The 16,763-nt window shown below is 63.8% G+C and carries 16 protein-coding genes; 7 read left to right on the top strand and 9 right to left on the bottom strand.

Annotation, left to right across the window (positions count from 1 at the left end; translation table 11 throughout):
• Window positions 1-201: 201 nt before the first annotated feature.
• Window positions 202-912: a sulfate transporter family protein gene (locus EN861_RS02965; RefSeq protein ID WP_135862268.1), complete on the top strand. Its 711-nt coding sequence runs from the start codon at window positions 202-204 to the stop codon at window positions 910-912.
• A gap of 4 nt (window positions 913-916) precedes the next feature.
• Here EN861_RS02965 and EN861_RS02960 read toward each other — a convergent pair whose 3' ends face one another.
• From EN861_RS02960 to EN861_RS02935, 6 genes are all read right to left on the bottom strand, one after another.
• Window positions 917-1,915 (bottom strand): proline racemase family protein, encoded by a 999-nt coding sequence (locus tag EN861_RS02960; RefSeq protein ID WP_135862266.1) that lies wholly within the window; start codon window positions 1,913-1,915, stop codon window positions 917-919.
• Between the two features lie 7 nt (window positions 1,916-1,922).
• Window positions 1,923-2,726: an oxaloacetate decarboxylase gene (locus EN861_RS02955; protein WP_127278803.1), complete on the bottom strand. Its 804-nt coding sequence runs from the start codon at window positions 2,724-2,726 to the stop codon at window positions 1,923-1,925.
• 75 nt (window positions 2,727-2,801) lie between these two features.
• Window positions 2,802-3,656: a hypothetical protein gene (locus tag EN861_RS02950; RefSeq protein WP_127873030.1), complete on the bottom strand. Its 855-nt coding sequence runs from the start codon at window positions 3,654-3,656 to the stop codon at window positions 2,802-2,804.
• Between the two features lie 81 nt (window positions 3,657-3,737).
• Window positions 3,738-4,397 carry an HAD family phosphatase gene (locus tag EN861_RS02945; protein WP_127278801.1) on the bottom strand — a complete coding sequence of 220 codons (660 nt, stop codon included), beginning with the start codon at window positions 4,395-4,397 and terminating at the stop codon, window positions 3,738-3,740.
• Between the two features lie 11 nt (window positions 4,398-4,408).
• Complete coding sequence (gene dut, locus EN861_RS02940) at window positions 4,409-4,894, bottom strand: dUTP diphosphatase (RefSeq protein WP_127278800.1); 486 nt, start codon at window positions 4,892-4,894, stop codon at window positions 4,409-4,411.
• A gap of 96 nt (window positions 4,895-4,990) precedes the next feature.
• Window positions 4,991-5,461: an Lrp/AsnC family transcriptional regulator gene (locus EN861_RS02935; RefSeq protein WP_127278799.1), complete on the bottom strand. Its 471-nt coding sequence runs from the start codon at window positions 5,459-5,461 to the stop codon at window positions 4,991-4,993.
• A 115-nt stretch (window positions 5,462-5,576) separates the two neighbouring features.
• Here EN861_RS02935 and EN861_RS02930 point away from each other — a divergent pair, with 115 nt between their 5' ends.
• Window positions 5,577-5,825, top strand: coding sequence for a DUF6356 family protein (locus EN861_RS02930; protein ID WP_127278798.1), 249 nt, complete (start codon window positions 5,577-5,579; stop codon window positions 5,823-5,825).
• A gap of 14 nt (window positions 5,826-5,839) precedes the next feature.
• Window positions 5,840-6,640 (top strand): class II glutamine amidotransferase, encoded by an 801-nt coding sequence (locus EN861_RS02925; protein ID WP_135862264.1) that lies wholly within the window; start codon window positions 5,840-5,842, stop codon window positions 6,638-6,640.
• 209 nt (window positions 6,641-6,849) lie between these two features.
• On the opposite strand, the gene EN861_RS02920 is transcribed toward EN861_RS02925, so the two are convergent.
• Window positions 6,850-7,923 carry an FAD-binding oxidoreductase gene (locus EN861_RS02920; RefSeq protein WP_135862262.1) on the bottom strand — a complete coding sequence of 358 codons (1,074 nt, stop codon included), beginning with the start codon at window positions 7,921-7,923 and terminating at the stop codon, window positions 6,850-6,852.
• 206 nt (window positions 7,924-8,129) lie between these two features.
• Here EN861_RS02920 and EN861_RS02915 point away from each other — a divergent pair, with 206 nt between their 5' ends.
• Window positions 8,130-9,722, top strand: coding sequence for a peptide chain release factor 3 (locus EN861_RS02915; RefSeq protein ID WP_135862259.1), 1,593 nt, complete (start codon window positions 8,130-8,132; stop codon window positions 9,720-9,722).
• A gap of 74 nt (window positions 9,723-9,796) precedes the next feature.
• Here EN861_RS02915 and EN861_RS02910 read toward each other — a convergent pair whose 3' ends face one another.
• The gene (locus EN861_RS02910; RefSeq protein ID WP_127278651.1) at window positions 9,797-10,267 is read right to left on the bottom strand and encodes a VOC family protein; all 471 of its coding nucleotides are present in this window, start codon (window positions 10,265-10,267) and stop codon (window positions 9,797-9,799) included.
• 268 nt (window positions 10,268-10,535) lie between these two features.
• Between EN861_RS02910 and ilvD the strand changes: the two genes are divergently transcribed.
• A complete protein-coding gene (ilvD, locus tag EN861_RS02905; protein WP_127278650.1) occupies window positions 10,536-12,380 on the top strand; it encodes a dihydroxy-acid dehydratase in 1,845 nt (614 codons plus the stop codon).
• A 159-nt stretch (window positions 12,381-12,539) separates the two neighbouring features.
• Here the strand turns inward: ilvD and EN861_RS02900 are convergent, their stop codons facing one another.
• Window positions 12,540-14,294 carry an ABC transporter ATP-binding protein gene (locus EN861_RS02900; RefSeq protein ID WP_127278649.1) on the bottom strand — a complete coding sequence of 585 codons (1,755 nt, stop codon included), beginning with the start codon at window positions 14,292-14,294 and terminating at the stop codon, window positions 12,540-12,542.
• Window positions 14,295-14,446: 152 nt separating this feature from the next.
• On the opposite strand from EN861_RS02900, the gene EN861_RS02895 reads away from it, so the two are divergent.
• Together EN861_RS02895 and EN861_RS02890 are read left to right on the top strand one after the other, a co-directional pair.
• Complete coding sequence (locus EN861_RS02895) at window positions 14,447-15,727, top strand: amidohydrolase family protein (RefSeq protein WP_135862256.1); 1,281 nt, start codon at window positions 14,447-14,449, stop codon at window positions 15,725-15,727.
• Between the two features lie 107 nt (window positions 15,728-15,834).
• Window positions 15,835-16,758, top strand: a complete 924-nt coding sequence (locus EN861_RS02890) for a DMT family transporter (protein ID WP_135862255.1) — start codon at window positions 15,835-15,837, stop codon at window positions 16,756-16,758.
• Window positions 16,759-16,763 lie beyond the last annotated feature (5 nt).

The following is a 16,763-nucleotide window of genomic DNA, read 5'->3' as shown; positions in this document are numbered from 1 at the left end:
AAGACAAGCAAAGGCCCGCGCTTGTGCTCGCGGGCCGCACTGCCTATCTCGGAGACGTCCTGCCTTGAGCGGTTCAGTGTTTGATGGAATCTCTGACCCGCTGTAACTTCTCGTTTTTACGCAATCCCGGGCGGAAAACCGCTACGCACTTTTCCTGGAATTGCTCTGTGGTTGTGTCCGTTGACCTGGGGTTGAAGCACGGTGATTTTCGACGCTGCCCGCACCGCGGCCCTGGAGCTGCTCTCGCCTCCGTTCCGCGCCGTGTTCATCAAGACGCTCGGCCTAACCCTGCTGGCGCTGGTCGCCCTGTGGTTCGGCCTGACCAGCCTTGTCGAATGGCTGGCCCTGCCGTGGCTCCAGACCGTGTTGCCCGGCATACCGTCCTGGGCCGGCTGGCTGGGCAGCATTGTCGCGGCCATCGCGCTGGCCTTCGGCATGGCGCTGCTTGTTGCGCCGGTCACGGCCGTCATCGCCGGCCTGTTCCTCGACGATGTCGCCGAAGTGGTCGAGCGCACCGATTACCCAAGCCACCCGGCCGGACGGGCCATGCCGGCATTGCGCTCGATGGTGCTGGCGATAAAGTTTTTCGGCGTCGTCATCCTGGGCAACATCGTGGCGCTCATGCTTCTGCTGGTGCCGGGCATCAACATCGCAGCCTTCTTCATTGTCAACGGCTACCTGCTGGGGCGCGAATTCTTCGAATTCGCCGCCATGCGCTTTCGCCCCGAGGAAGATGCGAGGGTCCTGCGCCGGCGCTATGCCGGTACGGTGTTTCTGTCCGGGCTGGTGATCGCGGCATTCCTTGCCGTGCCGCTGCTCAACCTGCTGACGCCGCTCTTCGCCGCCGCCATGATGGTGCATCTGCACAAGGCGGTCTCGGCGCGGGAAGCGGTCCGTTCCGCAAACGGTTGAGCCTTCAGCGCAAGAGGAAACCACGCCCCAGCTCGTCGTCCGGTTCGACAATGAATTCGGCTCGTCCGGAATAATAGGCGCGGCCGCCGACGCGGGCGACGATCGCTTCGTGCGGGCCGGCCTGTGCCGTTCGCACGACCGCCCCGGAAAAGCGCGAGCCGGCGATGCTCTCGAAACTGCGCGTCTGCCCGATGGCGATCTCACCCTTGGCATGCATGGCCGCCAGCCGGGCGGTCACGCCGGAACCGGTCGGCGATCGGTCGACTTCCGCCTCGGCGAAGACGCAGACATTTCTGGTGACTTCCCCGGAAAAGGCGTCCTTTCCGTCGGTCAGGATGGTGCCGTAGAGGAAGGCGAGGTCGTCATGATCGGGATGCGACAGCGCAAACTCGGCCTTGAGCCGGTTCGTCAGCGCCGTTGCCGCATCGACGAAATCGCGCACGCGGTCGCGGCCGAATTCCAGCCCGAACTGATGGCAGTCGGCCAGCGCGTAGAAAGCCCCGCCATAGGCGATATCGAAACCGATCTTGCCATACTCTGTCAGCTCGATCTGTTGGTCGCGGGCGAACAGGAAGGCAGGCACGCTCTCGAACGACACCGCACCGGCCTTGCCGTCGCTGACCTCGACCGAGGCGACGACCAGGCCACAAGGCGCCTCGATGTTGACGGTGGTGAACGGCTCCTGTTTCGCCACCAGGCCTTCATCGATGGCATAACGGCCGAGCGCGACGATGGCGTGGCCGCACATGGTGGAATAGCCCTCATTGTGCATGAACAGCACGGCAAGGTCGGCGCCGGGCAAATCGGGCTCGACCAGCAAGGCGCCATACATGTCGTAATGGCCGCGCGGCTCGAAGATCAGCAGTTTGCGCAAATGGTCGAGATGGTCCCGCACATAGGCGCGCTTTTCAAGGATGGTGCCCCTGGGGATAGCGGGATAACCCCCGGTGACGATCCGCAGCGGCTCGCCGCCCGTATGCATGTCGACGACAGTAAGGTTCATGCGGCGTCTAACCCTGGGATTTGCCGTAGAGCGCCTGCAACTTGCCGAACGGCATGGCAGCGCGGGTGAAGCCGAACGTTCCGTCCTGCTGGATCTCGCGCGCCGCCGTCTCCAGCATGCCGTAGGCGAAATTGGTCAGCCACGGCCCGAGCGAAATCCGCTTGACGCCGGCCATGGCAAGGTCGGCGATGGTGAAGCCGGGTCTCGCCATGACGTTGACCGGCTTGGTCACCGCCGAGCAGAGCGTGCGCACCATCTCGACGTCGCCGATGCCCGGCGCATAGAGCACGTCGGCGCCGGCCTTTTCGAAGGCCTGCAGCCGCTTGATCGTGTCGTCGAGGTCGGACTTGCCCCACAGGAAATTCTCGGCCCGCGCCGTGAAGACAAAGTCGCGCTTCAGCGCCCGCGCCGCCTCCACCGCGGCGGCGACACGCTCGACCGCGTGCGAAAACTCATAGATCGGCTTTTCCGGATCGCCGGTATGGTCCTCGATCGAGCAGCCGGCAAGCCCCGCGGCCTCCGCCGCGAAAATGGTCTCGGCGGCCTGCTCGGGGCTGTCGCCCTTGCCTTTTTCGAGATCCGCCGAGACCGGCAGTTCGGTCGCGGCCGTCACCTCGCGGCAATGATGGATCATCTGGTCGAAGCTCACGGCCCCGTCCGGCAGGCCGCGCGAAAAGGCAAAGCCGGCGCTGGTCGTGGCCAGCGCCTTGAAGCCGAAGGAGCCAAGCAGCTTCGTCGTGCCCGGGTCCCAGGGATTGGGCATGACGAAGGTCGAGGCATGCAGGTCGCGAAAGATCTTGCCCTTGTCCATGAATGGCTCCCCATGACGAGTGTCGGGGCGGATGCTAGCGCGCCGTTTCCGGCCGGGCAAACAAATGCGGTTGGTTCAGAAGCGTTTCTCGTTGTCTGCTGCCAATTTTTCGAAGGCATCGGAATCGGCGACGTAGCCCGCTGTTTTCTTGTCCCAGCGGTAGGTTACGGAAATGTCGTTCGAGACGGCTTTGGGGGCGGGTTCGTCGCACGTCTCTTCGCCAGGTGCCGTCTTGTCGGTTATCGTCGCCTTGATCGCGGCGTAGGGCTGGCCATCGCTCACGGCCTGGAAGGTCAGGTCCTGGGAGCGCCGATAGGAACAGACATTTTCGTCGAACGTGTTGATGAGGTCGATCAGCTCAAAACGGTCGTCTCGCACCAGGATAAGCGGCGTCGACATGTAGCCCTGGTTCGAGTTGAAATGCGTGCTGGAGATCATCAGCGCATCGTCGCTGGCGCCGAGCGAAAGTTTGCCGGGGTGGCGAAAGAAGGTGAAACGGTCGGTCGCCACATTGACGGCATCGAGCAACCTCGGTTTGCCGGTGAGATCGTAAAGCGCCAGCACCGCATAGCCCTCCGCGCTGTCGGGCGATTCGCCGAGATCGAAAAGCATGGCCAGCCGCTCCTTGCCTCCGGCCTTGATGCCAAGCACGCCGGCGCTGAAAACGCTCGGTGCTTCTGGTGGCGAGCTGTCATTGTCGGGACCGGCAATGTGCCGCATCTCGATCGGCGAGGAGCCGACATAGTAGTCGCCCTTCGCCGTCAGATCCGGAATGACCATCCTGATGAGATCGGCATAGGTCGTGCCGGCGTGGCCATCGATGGGTTTGCCGAGGTCCGGGCTGGCCGCGTCCTGGGCGCCGGCCGCGCCGCCCAGCAATGGCAGCAGCAACAGGCAGGCAAAGACGAGCCGATGCAAAAATCCCGACATGCTTGATATCGTCCCCTCACCGCAAGCACCGCGAAGCTGACACTTCCGGGCGACATGCATTAGCCCATCCGGCCGGCAAAATCAGTGGATCGGCACCAGCCCGGCGAGTTCGCGCATGTCGTCGAACAGGATGCCGCCGGCCTGGATCAGGCCGTCGCGGTCGGAATAGGGGTCGCCATGATAGGAGAACACCCGCATGCCGGCAGCGATGCCTGCCTGCGTGCCGGCGACGCTGTCCTCGATGACGATGCAGTCGGCCGGCTCGAAGCCCATGGCTTTGGCCGCATGCAGGAACAGGTCGGGGAACGGCTTGCCGCGCGAGACCATGGTGGCGCTGAACATCGCATGTTCGAACAGCGGCAACAGCCCGGTCTGGCCAAGCGTTATGTGCATCTTCGAGATCCTGGCCGAGGTGGCGACGCAGTAGGCGAGGCCGGCGGCGCGGACCGCCTCGATGAACTCCCGGACATAAGGGATCGCCTCGACGCCATGAGCGAACAGATCCGGCAGGCCGGCATTCCAGCGCTCGACGAAATCGGCGCCGAGCCTGGCGCTGGTCGTCTCCTCGATCTCCTTCTGCACCGAGACCATGCTGCGGCCGGAGAAGTTCTTGCGGCAATATTCGAAGGTCGTTGGATAGCCGCTCGCGCTGAGCCATTCGGCCAGGCGTCGGTTGGCGAGGTTCTCCGTGTCGACCAGGATCCCGTCGCAGTCGAAGATGACAAGTTTCGGCAAGGGCATTGGATTCGCTATCAGGCGGTGCCGGTCGATCCGAATCCGCCCGAGCCGCGCGCCGTGCCGCCGGCGAGCGAACGCTCTTCAACCGCCACCTGCGTCACGGCGGCGAAAACGATCTGGGCAATGCGCATGCCGCGCGTAACGGCAAAGTCCTCGTCGCCGAGATTGACCAGCAGCACCTTCACTTCGCCGCGATAGTCGCTGTCGACCGTGCCGGGTGAATTGAGGACGGTAAGGCCGTGTTTGAAGGCAAGGCCCGAGCGTGGCCGCACCTGGCCTTCCATCCCTTCGGGAATTTCCAGGATCAGCCCGGTCGGCACCAGAGCGCGCTTGCCCGGCAGGATCAGAAGCGGCCGGTCTTCGGGCACCGCTGCGCGCAAATCCATGCCGGCGGCGCCGGTGCTTTCATAAGCGGGAAGCGGAAGTCCCTCGCCATGCGGCAGCCTGACGAAGCCGACGGTGGGACCGATGACGGAGGGTGTTTGAAGGGCTGCGCGCATAAAATCGATCCTATCGGCGCGATTGCCGATTCGGTCAATTCGCCCGCAGGGCTATCAACGGCTTTCTTTCGGGCATCACTATGGCCTGAGGGCGGCTCAACGCACTTCCATCGGAACCACCGTCGTCTCCTTGATCTCCTCCATGACGAAGGAGGCGGAAACATCCGACAGCGCCACCTTGGCGATGAGCCGCTGGTAGAGCCGGTCATAGGCCTTCACGTCGGCGACACGGGCGCGCAGTACATAATCGAGATCGCCAGACATGCGATAGACGCCGATGATCTCTGGCAAGCCGCTTACCGCAGCGCGGAATTTCTGCAGCCAGTCCGGGTCGTGGTTGGATGTGCGGATCAGGATGAACACCGAAAGGCCAAGCCCGAGCTTTTCGGCATCGACCAGCGCCACGCGGCCGGTGATGACGCGATCTTCCTCCAGCCGCTTGACGCGACGCCAGCAGGCATTGCGCGACAATGCCACCCGCTCCGACAGCTGGTCGACCGACAACGTGCCGTCTCGTTGCAATTCGGCAAGCAATTTTCGGTCGATTTCATCGATTTCCAGTGTCATTTGGGATGTTTGTCCCATGAAGTGGCAAAATACAAGGATATTTTGGGACCAATGAACCGGTGAGACGTGTCAGGATACTCATATCAGGAAGCTCCAGCGCTGAAGGGGAACCAGCATGTCGCTCGCAAGCATTTTCACCTCTCATCCGGCCAAGGTCGGCGAAACCTATTTCGGCCATATGGCCTTCGCCGCCTGGTTCTCGTCGCGCCTGCTGATGGCGGCGGGAGCAGCGCTCGTTCACGCTTTCTTGCCATTTCTCTTCGAGACTACCGCCAGCCGAATCATTCGCGAGCTCTACGAGCGGACGCACAACAGAGGCAATCATACGGTCGATGCGCCGGCGGCGCTTGCGGATCGTGCCTAGGGGACGACAAAGCGATGTGCCGATGGGCGGCCTATCTCGGTGAAGCGGTCGTTCTCGAAGATATCCTCACGGCGCCCTGTCACTCGCTGATCGCCCAGAGCCACTGCGCCCAGGAAGCCAAGTCGCCGACCAATGGCGACGGTTTCGGCCTTGCCTGGTATGGCGAGAGGCCCGAGCCCGGCCTCTACCGCGACATCCTGCCGGCCTGGTCCGACCCCAATCTGAAAAGCCTGTGCCGGCAGATCAAGTCCGGCCTGTTCCTCGCCCATGTCAGGGCCTCGACCGGCGGCGCCACCAGCCGCATGAACTGCCATCCGTTCATCTCCGACCGCTGGTCGTTCATGCACAATGGCCAGATCGGCGGTTTCGAGAAAATTCGCCGCGCGCTGGAGAACTCGCTGTCCGACGCTGTCTTCGACCAGCGCGAAGGCACCACCGATTCCGAACTGTTTTTTCTCCTGATGATCGACGAGGGCCTTTCGGCCGACCCGCAAGGCGCCGTCTCGCGTGCCACCAGCCGCGTGCTGGAAGCCTCTCGCCGCGCCGGTCTCGAGCCGGCGCTTAAACTCACCGCCGCTTTCTCCGACGGACAGGCGCTGTATGCGGTCCGCTACGCCACCGACGCCCACGCGCCCACGCTCTACACGTCCATCTTCCGCAAGGGCGCTGGCCGCTGCATCGTCTCCGAGCCCTTCGATCGCGAGGGCGGCGACTGGCAGGCGATCCCGCCATCGAGCTTCGTCACCATGACCAGGGATGGCATCGACATAAGTCCATTCGTTCCGGTCGCGGCGAAGCTGGCGCTGGTTGGATAGCAAATCGTTTCGGTCGAGTTCCTCCGCGCCCCTCTCTGTCCTGCCGGACATCTCCCCCAGAGCGGGAGGCCAGATGTCGCGATGGCCTTCCCAATCTCGAACGTTGAAGAGCGAAGCCGCCGGCGAAGCTGACGTCTCCCACTTGTAGGGGAGATGTCCGGCAGGACAGAGGGGGGCGCCGTAGAGTGCCGCCTCGGAAGCAGCCATTGCTACTGCGCAAACCGCGCCAGCCCGTAAGGCGCCAACAATGCATCGCGCTCGCCTTCAAGAATCTCCCGCGCGGCAAACAGGCCGACGGCTGGTGCCAGCGTGATGCCGGAATGCATGACCGCGACGTAGAGCCCATCCAGGCCCTCGGCGCGGCCGATGATCGGAAAGCCGTCGATCGGATTGGGGCGGTAGCCAATGGTGTGGAAATCGAGTTCCAGCCCCTCGGCGCCACGCAATGCTGCTTTCGTGACCGCGAACAGCGCGCGGGCGGTCGCTTCGGCGTCCATACCGGGATCGCCGCCGGCGAAATCCGAGCCGGCGATGATGCGGCCCTCGGCGGTCTGGCGCATGTGTAGCCTCTCGGCGTGCACCAGTCCGTTGAGCAATTTCCTGTAAGGCCGCGAATGGACGATAAGGCCGGGCGGCGTCTCGATCGGCAAGGTGATGCCGGCCGTCGCCGCAATATCCGGAGAGCCGACGCCAGCGGCGATCACCACCTCGTCGGCGGCAACGAGCCCATGTGATGTGTCCACGCCGGTAATCCTGCCGTTGCTCTGGGCCAGCGCGGTCACCGTGCCGGAGAGGATGCGCGCGCCTTGCCGCGCTGCATCCGCCAGCAGCGCCTTCGCTGTGGCCGCGGGCTCGGCGACACCTTCCTCAGCGATATGCAAGGCAAAATCTGGAGGCTCGGCGAGATTGGGCTCAATGCGTGCCACCTGCTCTCGGCCAACCCGTTCGATGCCGTAGCCCCAGGCCGAATGCTCGTCCGCATAGGCTTCGAGCCTCTCCGCCTGCAGGTCCCAGTTCAGGCCGCCGCACCAGGCCAGCGGCAGGCCGGGCAAATCATTTGCAAGTCGCTTCCACTCGGCCATGGCACGGATGCGCAGCCGGAAATAGGTTTCCGGATTGCCCCAACTGGCGTTGATCCAGGCAAACGAGTTCGGCGTCGCCACGCCGCCCGGCGCGCTGTCGGCAATGACCGTCACCTGCGCGCCAGCTCTGGTCAGATGCCAGGCAACCGAGGCACCAATAATGCCGGCGCCGATGACGATCACTTGTTTCGACGCAGCCATGGTCACTCCTCTGTCTCCTGATTCCAAGGGATGTTCATCCAAGTGGCATTCCTATGGCCGCTTGCCAATGTTGAAATACACGGCTCCCGGCCATTGCTGGCTTCAGCAGAGAGACGGCATCCGGCGGCATCCGTGCCGCCGGAACGGTCGACAGCCCGGCGTAGCGCTGCTAGAAGCCCGGCCTGTCACACGGAAATCCCAACAGAATGCCCGATACAATACCAGAGGAAGTGGCGCGCCGCCGCACTTTCGCGATCATCGCCCACCCCGACGCCGGCAAGACGACGCTGACCGAAAAGCTGCTGCTGTTCGGCGGCGCCATCCAGCTTGCCGGCGAGGTCAAGGCCAAGAAGGACCGTATCCAGACGCGTTCCGACTGGATGAAGATCGAGCGCGAGCGCGGCATTTCGGTCGTCACCTCGGTGATGACCTTCGAATATGAGGACAACGTCTTCAACCTGCTCGACACGCCCGGCCACGAGGACTTCGCCGACGATACCTATCGCACGCTGTCGGCGGTCGACTCGGCCGTCATGGTCATCGATGCCGCCAAGGGCATCGAGCCGCGCACGCTGAAACTGTTCGAGGTCTGCCGGCTGCGCGACATCCCGATCATCACCTTCGTCAACAAGATGGACCGCGAAAGCCGCGATCCGTTCGAGATTTTGGACGAGATCGAGCAGAAGCTGGCGCTGGACACCGCGCCCATCACCTGGCCGATCGGCCGTGGCAAGACCTTCTCCGGCACCTATCACCTGGCGCTGAATGCCGTGCGCAAGGGCGACGACGAGAAGGAGCGCACGCCGGTCAACGGTCCCGATTCCAACCGCGTTGCCGGCCTTCTGCCGGAAAATGAGCGCGAGGCCTTCATCGAGGAACTCGAACTGGCGCGCGAAGCCTGCCGTCCGCTCGACATCGACGCTTTTCGCGAAGGCCATCTGACACCAGTCTATTTCGGCTCGGCGCTGCGCAATTACGGCGTGCGCGACCTGATCGAGGCGCTTGGCGCCTTCGGGCCGCCACCGCGCGCGCAGGAGGCCGACACCCGCACTATCGAGGCGACGGAGGAGAAGATGACCTCCTTCGTCTTCAAGATCCAGGCCAACATGGATCCCAACCATCGCGACCGCATCGCCTTCGTGCGCGTCTGCTCGGGCAAGCTCGAGCGCGGCATGAAGGCCAAGCTGGTGCGCACGGGGAAGCCGATGTCACTCTCGGCGCCGCAATTCTTCTTCGCCCGCACCCGCGTCACCGCCGACGAGGCTTTCGCCGGTGATGTCGTCGGCATCCCCAACCACGGCACGCTGCGCATCGGCGACACGTTGACCGAGGGCGAGGAAATCCTGTTTCGCGGCGTGCCGAATTTCGCCCCGGAAATCCTGCGCCGCGTGCGCCTCGGCGACGCGATGAAGGCCAAGAAGTTGAAGGAAGCGCTGCACCAGATGGCCGAGGAAGGCGTCGTGCAGCTGTTTTCGCCGGAAGATGGTTCGCCGGCCATCGTCGGTGTCGTCGGCGCCCTGCAGCTGGATGTGCTGAAAGAGCGGCTGAACTTCGAATACACGCTGCCCGTCGAGTTCGAAATGTCGCGCTTTTCGGTCTGCCGCTGGATCTCGGCCGACGACAAGGCCGAAGTGCTTCGCTTCATCGAAGCGCATCGCGGCGACATCGCCCGCGACCTCGACAACGACCCGGTGTTCCTCGCCCAGCACGCCTTCTCGCTGAACTACGAAGCCGAGCGCTGGAAGGCGATCCGCTTCGCCACGATCAAGGATTATCAGGTCCGCGACAAGGCGGCGTAACAGCCCTCTTTCCTTCTCCCCGTTCACGGGGAGAAGGTGCCCGAAGGGCGGATGAGGGGCAGCGCCGGCGTTGACTATTCTTTCGCCGCCGCCTCCAATTTGTCGATCTCGATCTTGCCCATCTGCATCATCGCCGACATCACCCGGCCGGCCTTGGCCCTGTCCGGGTCCTGAAGCAGCCTCGGCAGTTGCTCCGGCACGACCTGCCAGGAGACACCGAACTTGTCTTTCAGCCAGCTGCATTGCGACGGTTCGCCACCGCCTTCGATGAGCCTGTCCCAGAAATAATCGACCTCTTCCTGCGTCTTGCAGTCGATCGACTGCGACATTGCCTCGTTGAACTTGAATTGCGGTCCGCCGTTGAGCGCCTGGAACTGCACGCCGTCGAGTTCGAACGTGGTCACCAGCGCCTTGCCTTCATTTGCATGACCCTCTGGCCAGCGCATCACGCTCAGCACCTTCGAGTTCTTGAAAATGGAGACGTAGAAATTCATCGCCTCTTCGGCCTGGTCGTCGAACCACAGGCAGGTGGTGATCTTTTGCATGTCGCGCTCCTCGGTTGCTTCTTGCTGCTACGGTGAAACGGCTGGCTCCGGGAATGGTGCCATTCCCTTGCCGTTGAACCAAGGACGGGCGTCCGGCGCGCGATCCGACAGGGCATGCAATTTTTTTGCAGACGCCGATTTTCGGTAAGACTCTGGCGCATTGCAAAAATGTGGCCAGACCATACTTGCCGGTCTATAAACCCTGCGATCAAAATTCAGCGCCGCCACGCTCCTCACCGAGCGCAGCCAAGCCAGCCAAGGAAAATTCATGCCCGCCTATCGTTCCCGCACCACCACCCATGGCCGCAACATGGCCGGCGCCCGCGGCCTGTGGCGCGCCACCGGCATGAAGGACAGTGATTTCGGCAAGCCGATCATCGCGGTAGTCAATTCCTTCACCCAATTCGTGCCTGGCCATGTCCATCTGAAGGACCTTGGCCAGCTCGTCGCGCGCGAGATCGAGAAGGCCGGCGGCGTCGCCAAGGAATTCAACACCATCGCCGTCGATGACGGCATCGCCATGGGCCATGACGGCATGCTCTATTCGCTGCCGTCGCGCGAACTGATCGCCGATTCCGTCGAATACATGGTCAACGCCCATTGCGCCGACGCCATGGTCTGCATCTCCAACTGCGACAAGATCACCCCCGGCATGCTGATGGCCTCGCTGCGCCTCAACATCCCGACCGTCTTCGTCTCCGGCGGACCGATGGAAGCCGGCAAGGTCGTGCTGGCCGGCAAGACCCAGGCGCTCGACCTTGTCGACGCCATGGTCGCGGCCGCCGACGACAAGATCTCTGACGAGGACGTCAAGGTCATCGAGCGCTCGGCCTGTCCGACCTGCGGTTCGTGCTCCGGCATGTTCACCGCCAATTCGATGAATTGTTTGACCGAGGCGCTGGGGCTTTCGCTGCCCGGCAACGGCTCGACACTGGCCACGCATGCCGACCGCAAGCGGCTGTTCGTCGAGGCCGGCCATCTCGTCGTCGATCTCGCCCAGCGCTATTACGAACAGGATGACGAGAGCGCATTGCCGCGCAGCATCGCTTCCAAGGGCGCCTTCGAGAACGCCATGACGCTTGACATCGCCATGGGCGGCTCGACCAACACCGTGCTGCACATCCTGGCCGCCGCGCATGAGGGCGAGGTCGACTTCACCATGGAAGACATCGACCGGCTGTCGCGGCGCGTGCCGGTGCTGTGCAAGGTGGCGCCGGCCAAGTCGGACGTGCACATGGAAGACGTCCACCGCGCCGGCGGCATCATGGCCATCCTCGGCCAACTCGACGAGGCCGGACTGATCAACCGCGACCTGCCGACGGTGCACACCGCCAGCCTCGGCGAAGCGCTCGACCATTGGGATATTTCGCGCACCTCGAGCCAGAATGTGCGCGACTTCTTCCTCGCCGCTCCCGGCGGCGTGCCGACGCAGGTCGCCTTCAGCCAGGACCGCCGTTGGGACGAGCTCGACACGAACCGCGAGACCGGCGTCATCCGCTCGGCGAAGACGCCATTCTCCAAGGACGGCGGCCTCGCCGTCCTGAAAGGCAATCTGGCGCTCGACGGCTGCATCGTGAAGACGGCCGGTGTCGACGAGTCGATCCTGAAATTCACCGGTCCGGCTCGCGTCTTCGAAAGCCAGGACGCCAGCGTCAAGGCGATCCTCGCCAATGAGATCAAGGCCGGCGATGTCGTCGTCATCCGCTATGAGGGCCCGCGCGGCGGCCCCGGCATGCAGGAGATGCTCTACCCGACCAGCTACCTGAAGTCGAAGGGCCTCGGCAAGGCCTGCGCGCTGGTCACCGACGGACGCTTCTCCGGCGGCACGTCGGGCCTGTCGATCGGCCATGCTTCGCCGGAAGCGGCGGAAGGCGGGCTGATCGGGCTGGTGCATGAGGGCGACACGATCGAGATCGACATCCCCAACCGTACCATCCGCTTGGCCGTCAGCGACGCCGAACTCGACGCGCGCCGCGCGGCGATGGAGGCCAAGGGCGCGAACGCCTGGAAGCCGGAGGAAAAGCGCAAGCGCAAGGTGACGACCGCGCTGCGCGCCTACGCCGCCTTCGCCACCAGCGCCGACAAGGGCGCGGTGAGGCACGTGCCGGAGTAAGGTTCGCGCCGGCCCCCTCATCCGGCCGCTTGCGCGGCCACCTTCTCCCCGTTGGGGAGAAGAGGCTGACGCCCGCGTTGACGACCTCTTCTCCCCTCGGGGAGAAGGTGGCCCGGAGGGCCGGATGAGGGGGTCTGGCACCTACATTCGAAGGCACCCTCACGGCATCAGCTGATATTCATAGAGCTTCTGGTAAAGCCCGCCCTGCTTGAGCAGGGCACGATGCGCCCCGCTTTCCACCACCTTGCCGGCTTCCAGCACCACGATCGTGTCGGCCTGGTGCACGGTGGACAGGCGGTGCGCGATGACGATCGTGGTGCGCCCTTCCGTCAGTTGTTGCAGCGCGTCGCGGAACAGCGCCTCCGACTCCGCGTCGAGCGCGCTGGTCGCTTCGTCCAGCAGCAGGATTTCGGCGTTGCGCAGCATGGCACGCGCGATGGAAATGCGCTGGCGCTGGCCGCCTGACAAAAGGCCGCCATTCTCGCCGACATCGGTTTCGTAGCCTTTCGGCTGCGCGACGATGAAGTCATGCGCGTTGGCCGCCTTGGCCGCGGCGATCACCTCGTCGTCGGTGGCGCCCTCGCGCCCAAGACGGATGTTATGCATGATCGTGCCGGCAAACAGGAACGTGTCCTGGCTGACATAGGCGATCTTTTCCCTGAGCGAGGCCAGCGTGGCATGGGAAATATCCTGGCCATCGAGCAGCACCCTGCCGCTCTTGGGGTCATACATGCGCATGATCAGGTTGAGGATCGTCGACTTGCCGCCGCCGGAAGGCCCGACCAGCGCCGTCATCTTGCCGGCCTCAAGGGTCAGGTCGAACCCTTCCAGCACCGGCGGGCCGTTCTGATAGGCGAAGCTGACGGCGTCGAACCGTATCTCGCCGGGCCCGGCCTGAAGCGGCTTGGCATCCGGCTTCTCGGCCAATGTCAGCGGCTCGTCGGCCAACTGGAACATCATGCGCACGCCGACAATGCCGCTCTCCAACGAGATACGGACGCGTGCGAGGCGTTTAGCCGGCTCGTAGGCAAGCAGCAGCGCGGCGATGAAGGCCATGATGTTGCCAGGCATCTGGCCGCCCTGCAGAACCAGCAAGCCGCTGATCATGACCGCGCCGGCGATCGCCAGCCCGGCCAGCGTTTCCATCACCGGATTGGTAACCGCTTCCAGAGCGGCGATGTTGTTGGCCCGGTCCTCGACATCGGACACCGCCCTGTACATGCGCTTGCGCATCAGGCCTTCGAGGTTGAAGGACTTGACCACGCGCACTCCGATCGCGGTTTCCTGCATCACCTGGACGATCTGGCCGACCGAGCGGAACTCCATGGCAGCGAACTTGCGGACGCGTTTCAGGATGCGGTTGACGCCATAGATGGCCAGCGGACCGACGACGAAGCAGATCAGCGACAGCGCCGGCTGCTGCCAGACCATGACTCCAATCAAGGCGGCCAGCGTCACCAGATCGCGCACATAGGAGGTGACGATGAGGTCGAGCACGTTGCGCGCCGCCTGGGCATTGTTGGTCATGCGGGTGATCAGGTCGGATGACGAGGTCGAATGGTAGAACTCGATGCCTTGCGCCAGGATGCGGTCATAAATCTTGCGCTGCCGTTCGGCGATGATGGCGTTACCGACCCGGCTCATGAAGTAGGCCTGGACGAAGTTGGCGATGCCCTTGACGATGAAGATCGCGGCGACCGCCACGGCAATCATGTTGACGCGGTCGATCCTTTTGTCGATCACGAATTCATTGGTGATTTCGCGCAGGATCCAGGCGCTGGCGGCCGTCATGCCGGCGACCACCAGCATCGACAGGATGGCGGCGGCGTAGCCGGCCCTGTGCTGCCGGAACGATTCCCTGAGCAGCCTTGCGACGAGGCGCTGGTTTTCCGTCGAGCGGAAGAAGCGAAACAACGGCTGATCCTTGATGCCGGGATGACGAAGGCGGCTTATAGAGGGAGTTGCCGCCGGAGGGAACCTTTCGCGACCATGGAAAGAAACCCGCTGCGGCAGGCTGTCTTTTGAGACACGATGCGACTGTGATTCTTCAAGCGGGATGATGAGAGATGGATTTCGACCTAATCGTTCGTGGCGGCACGCTTCCGGATGGCGGCATCGCCGACATCGGCATCAGCGGCGAGACGATCGCGGCGATCGAGCCGAAGCTCGAGGGTTCCGCGCGGACCGAGGTCGACGCCCGTGGCAATCTGGTGTCGCCGCCCTTCGTCGATCCGCATTTCCATATGGACGCCACGCTGTCCTACGGCATACCGCGCATCAACGCATCGGGCACGCTGCTTGAAGGCATCGCGCTGTGGGGCGAACTGAAGCCGCTTTTGACGCACGAAGCGGTGCGCGACCGCGCGCTCGCCTATTGCGACTGGGCGGTGTCGATGGGGCTGCTTGCCATCCGCACCCATGTCGATGTCTGCGATGACCGGCTACTGGCGGTCGAGGCGCTGCTGGAGGTCAAGAAGACCGTCGCCCCCTATATCGACCTGCAATTGGTGGCCTTCCCGCAGGACGGCTTCTATCGCTCGCCGACGGCGCGCCAAAACACCATTCGCGCGCTGGACATGGGCGTCGACATCGTCGGCGGCATTCCGCATTTCGAGCGCACCATGGCCGACGGCACGTGCTCGGTGACCGAACTGTGCGAAATCGCGGCAGAACGCGGCCTGATGGTCGACCTGCATTGCGACGAGACCGACGATCCCCTGTCGCGCCACATCGAGCAGCTGGCCTATGAAACGCAGCGGCTCGGCCTGCAGGGCAGGGTCGCCGGCTCGCATCTCACTTCGATGCATTCGATGGACAATTACTATGTCTCGAAGCTTCTGCCGCTGATCGCCGAGGCCGGCGTTTCCGCGATCCCCAATCCCTTGATCAACATCATGCTGCAGGGCCGCCATGACACCTTTCCCAAGCGGCGTGGCATGACGCGGGTCAAGGAAATGCTGGCGCTCGGCATCCGTGTCGGCTGGGGTCAGGATTGCGTGCTCGATCCCTGGTATTCGCTCGGCACCGCCGACATGCTCGACGTCGCCTTCATGGGCCTGCATGTCGCCCAGATGTCGAGCCCCGCCGACATGGCGCGCTGCTTCGACATGGTCACCAACGTCAACGCCGCGATCATGGGCCTCGATCATCTCGGTCTGGAGGTCGGCAAGCGCGCCAGCCTGGTGATCCTCGATGCCGGCAATCCGATCGAGGCCCTGCGCCTGCGCGCCGAGCGCATCTGCGTCATCGCCAAGGGTAAGGTGGTGGCGGAAAGGACAAGGCAGGATACCAGGCTGTCCATTCCCGGCAGGCCGGGTCAGGTGAACCGCAGACATATATCCACCTAGATACAGCCGATTCCCGACGCTGGTCTTACTCATTTCCTGATTTCTCCTCGTCAAAGCCACCGCTTCCGTCTACGACGCGGCCAGGCGAGGGAGGAATCGGGGTCGGCATGACGCAACCCGTGGCGCGGAATTCCCCAATCAGGAATGTTCTTCTGGCCGGCATCCTGCTGATGCTGGCCGGCGACTTCCTGTTTGCGCTGAACGACGCAATGGGCAAGTGGCTGGTCGCCAGCTTTTCCGTCGGCCAGGTGGTGCTGATCCGTTCGATCGGCGCCTTTATCGTGCTCGGCCCGATGATCGCCAACCAGGGCGCCGGCAGACTGTTCCAGATGGAGCGGCCCGGGCTGCAGATCCTGCGCGTGGTTGCGACTACGCTCGACACCGCTTTGTTCTACGCCGCCGTCGTCTATCTGCCGCTTGCCGATGTGATGAGCTTCTACATGGCCGGGCCGATCTATGTGGCGGCGCTGTCACATTTCCTGCTTGGCGAAAAGGTCGGCTGGCGCCGCTGGGTGGCGATCCTGCTCGGCTTCTGCGGCGTGGTGATCATGCTGAAACCGTCCTCCGCCGCGTTTTCGTTGTCGTCGAGTTTCGCGCTTGTCGGCAGCCTCGCCTTCGCCTTCGCCATCATCCTCAACCGGCGCCTGCGCGGCACGAGCGACACCAATCTGGTGACATGGCAGACGATCGGCACGCTGGCGGTTGGCGGCGTGCTGACCATCGGCGCCTGGAAGACGCCGTCGCCGCTCGATCTCGGCGCCATGCTGCTGCTCGGCATCGTCTCCTGCGGTGCGCATCTAATGATCACCCGGGCGCTGAAACTGGCGCCGGCCTCGACGCTGGCGCCGCTGCACTACACGCTGCTCCTGTGGGCGGTGGTGTTCGGGCTGGCATTCTTCGGCGACGTGCCCAGCCCGCGCATCCTGACCGGCTCGGGCATCATCGTTCTCGCCGGCCTGTTCATCTTCCACCGCCAGAAGGTGGTCGATACCACGGTGCCGCCGGAGAACGTGCCGAAGGGTGTGAACTAAAGCCC

Origin of the sequence: Mesorhizobium sp. M8A.F.Ca.ET.218.01.1.1, assembly GCF_004791165.1 — a bacterium.
GTDB lineage: Bacteria > Pseudomonadota > Alphaproteobacteria > Rhizobiales > Rhizobiaceae > Mesorhizobium.
Note: the sequence above shows the minus strand (reverse complement) of the source record. Positions and strands in the feature narration are given on the sequence as shown.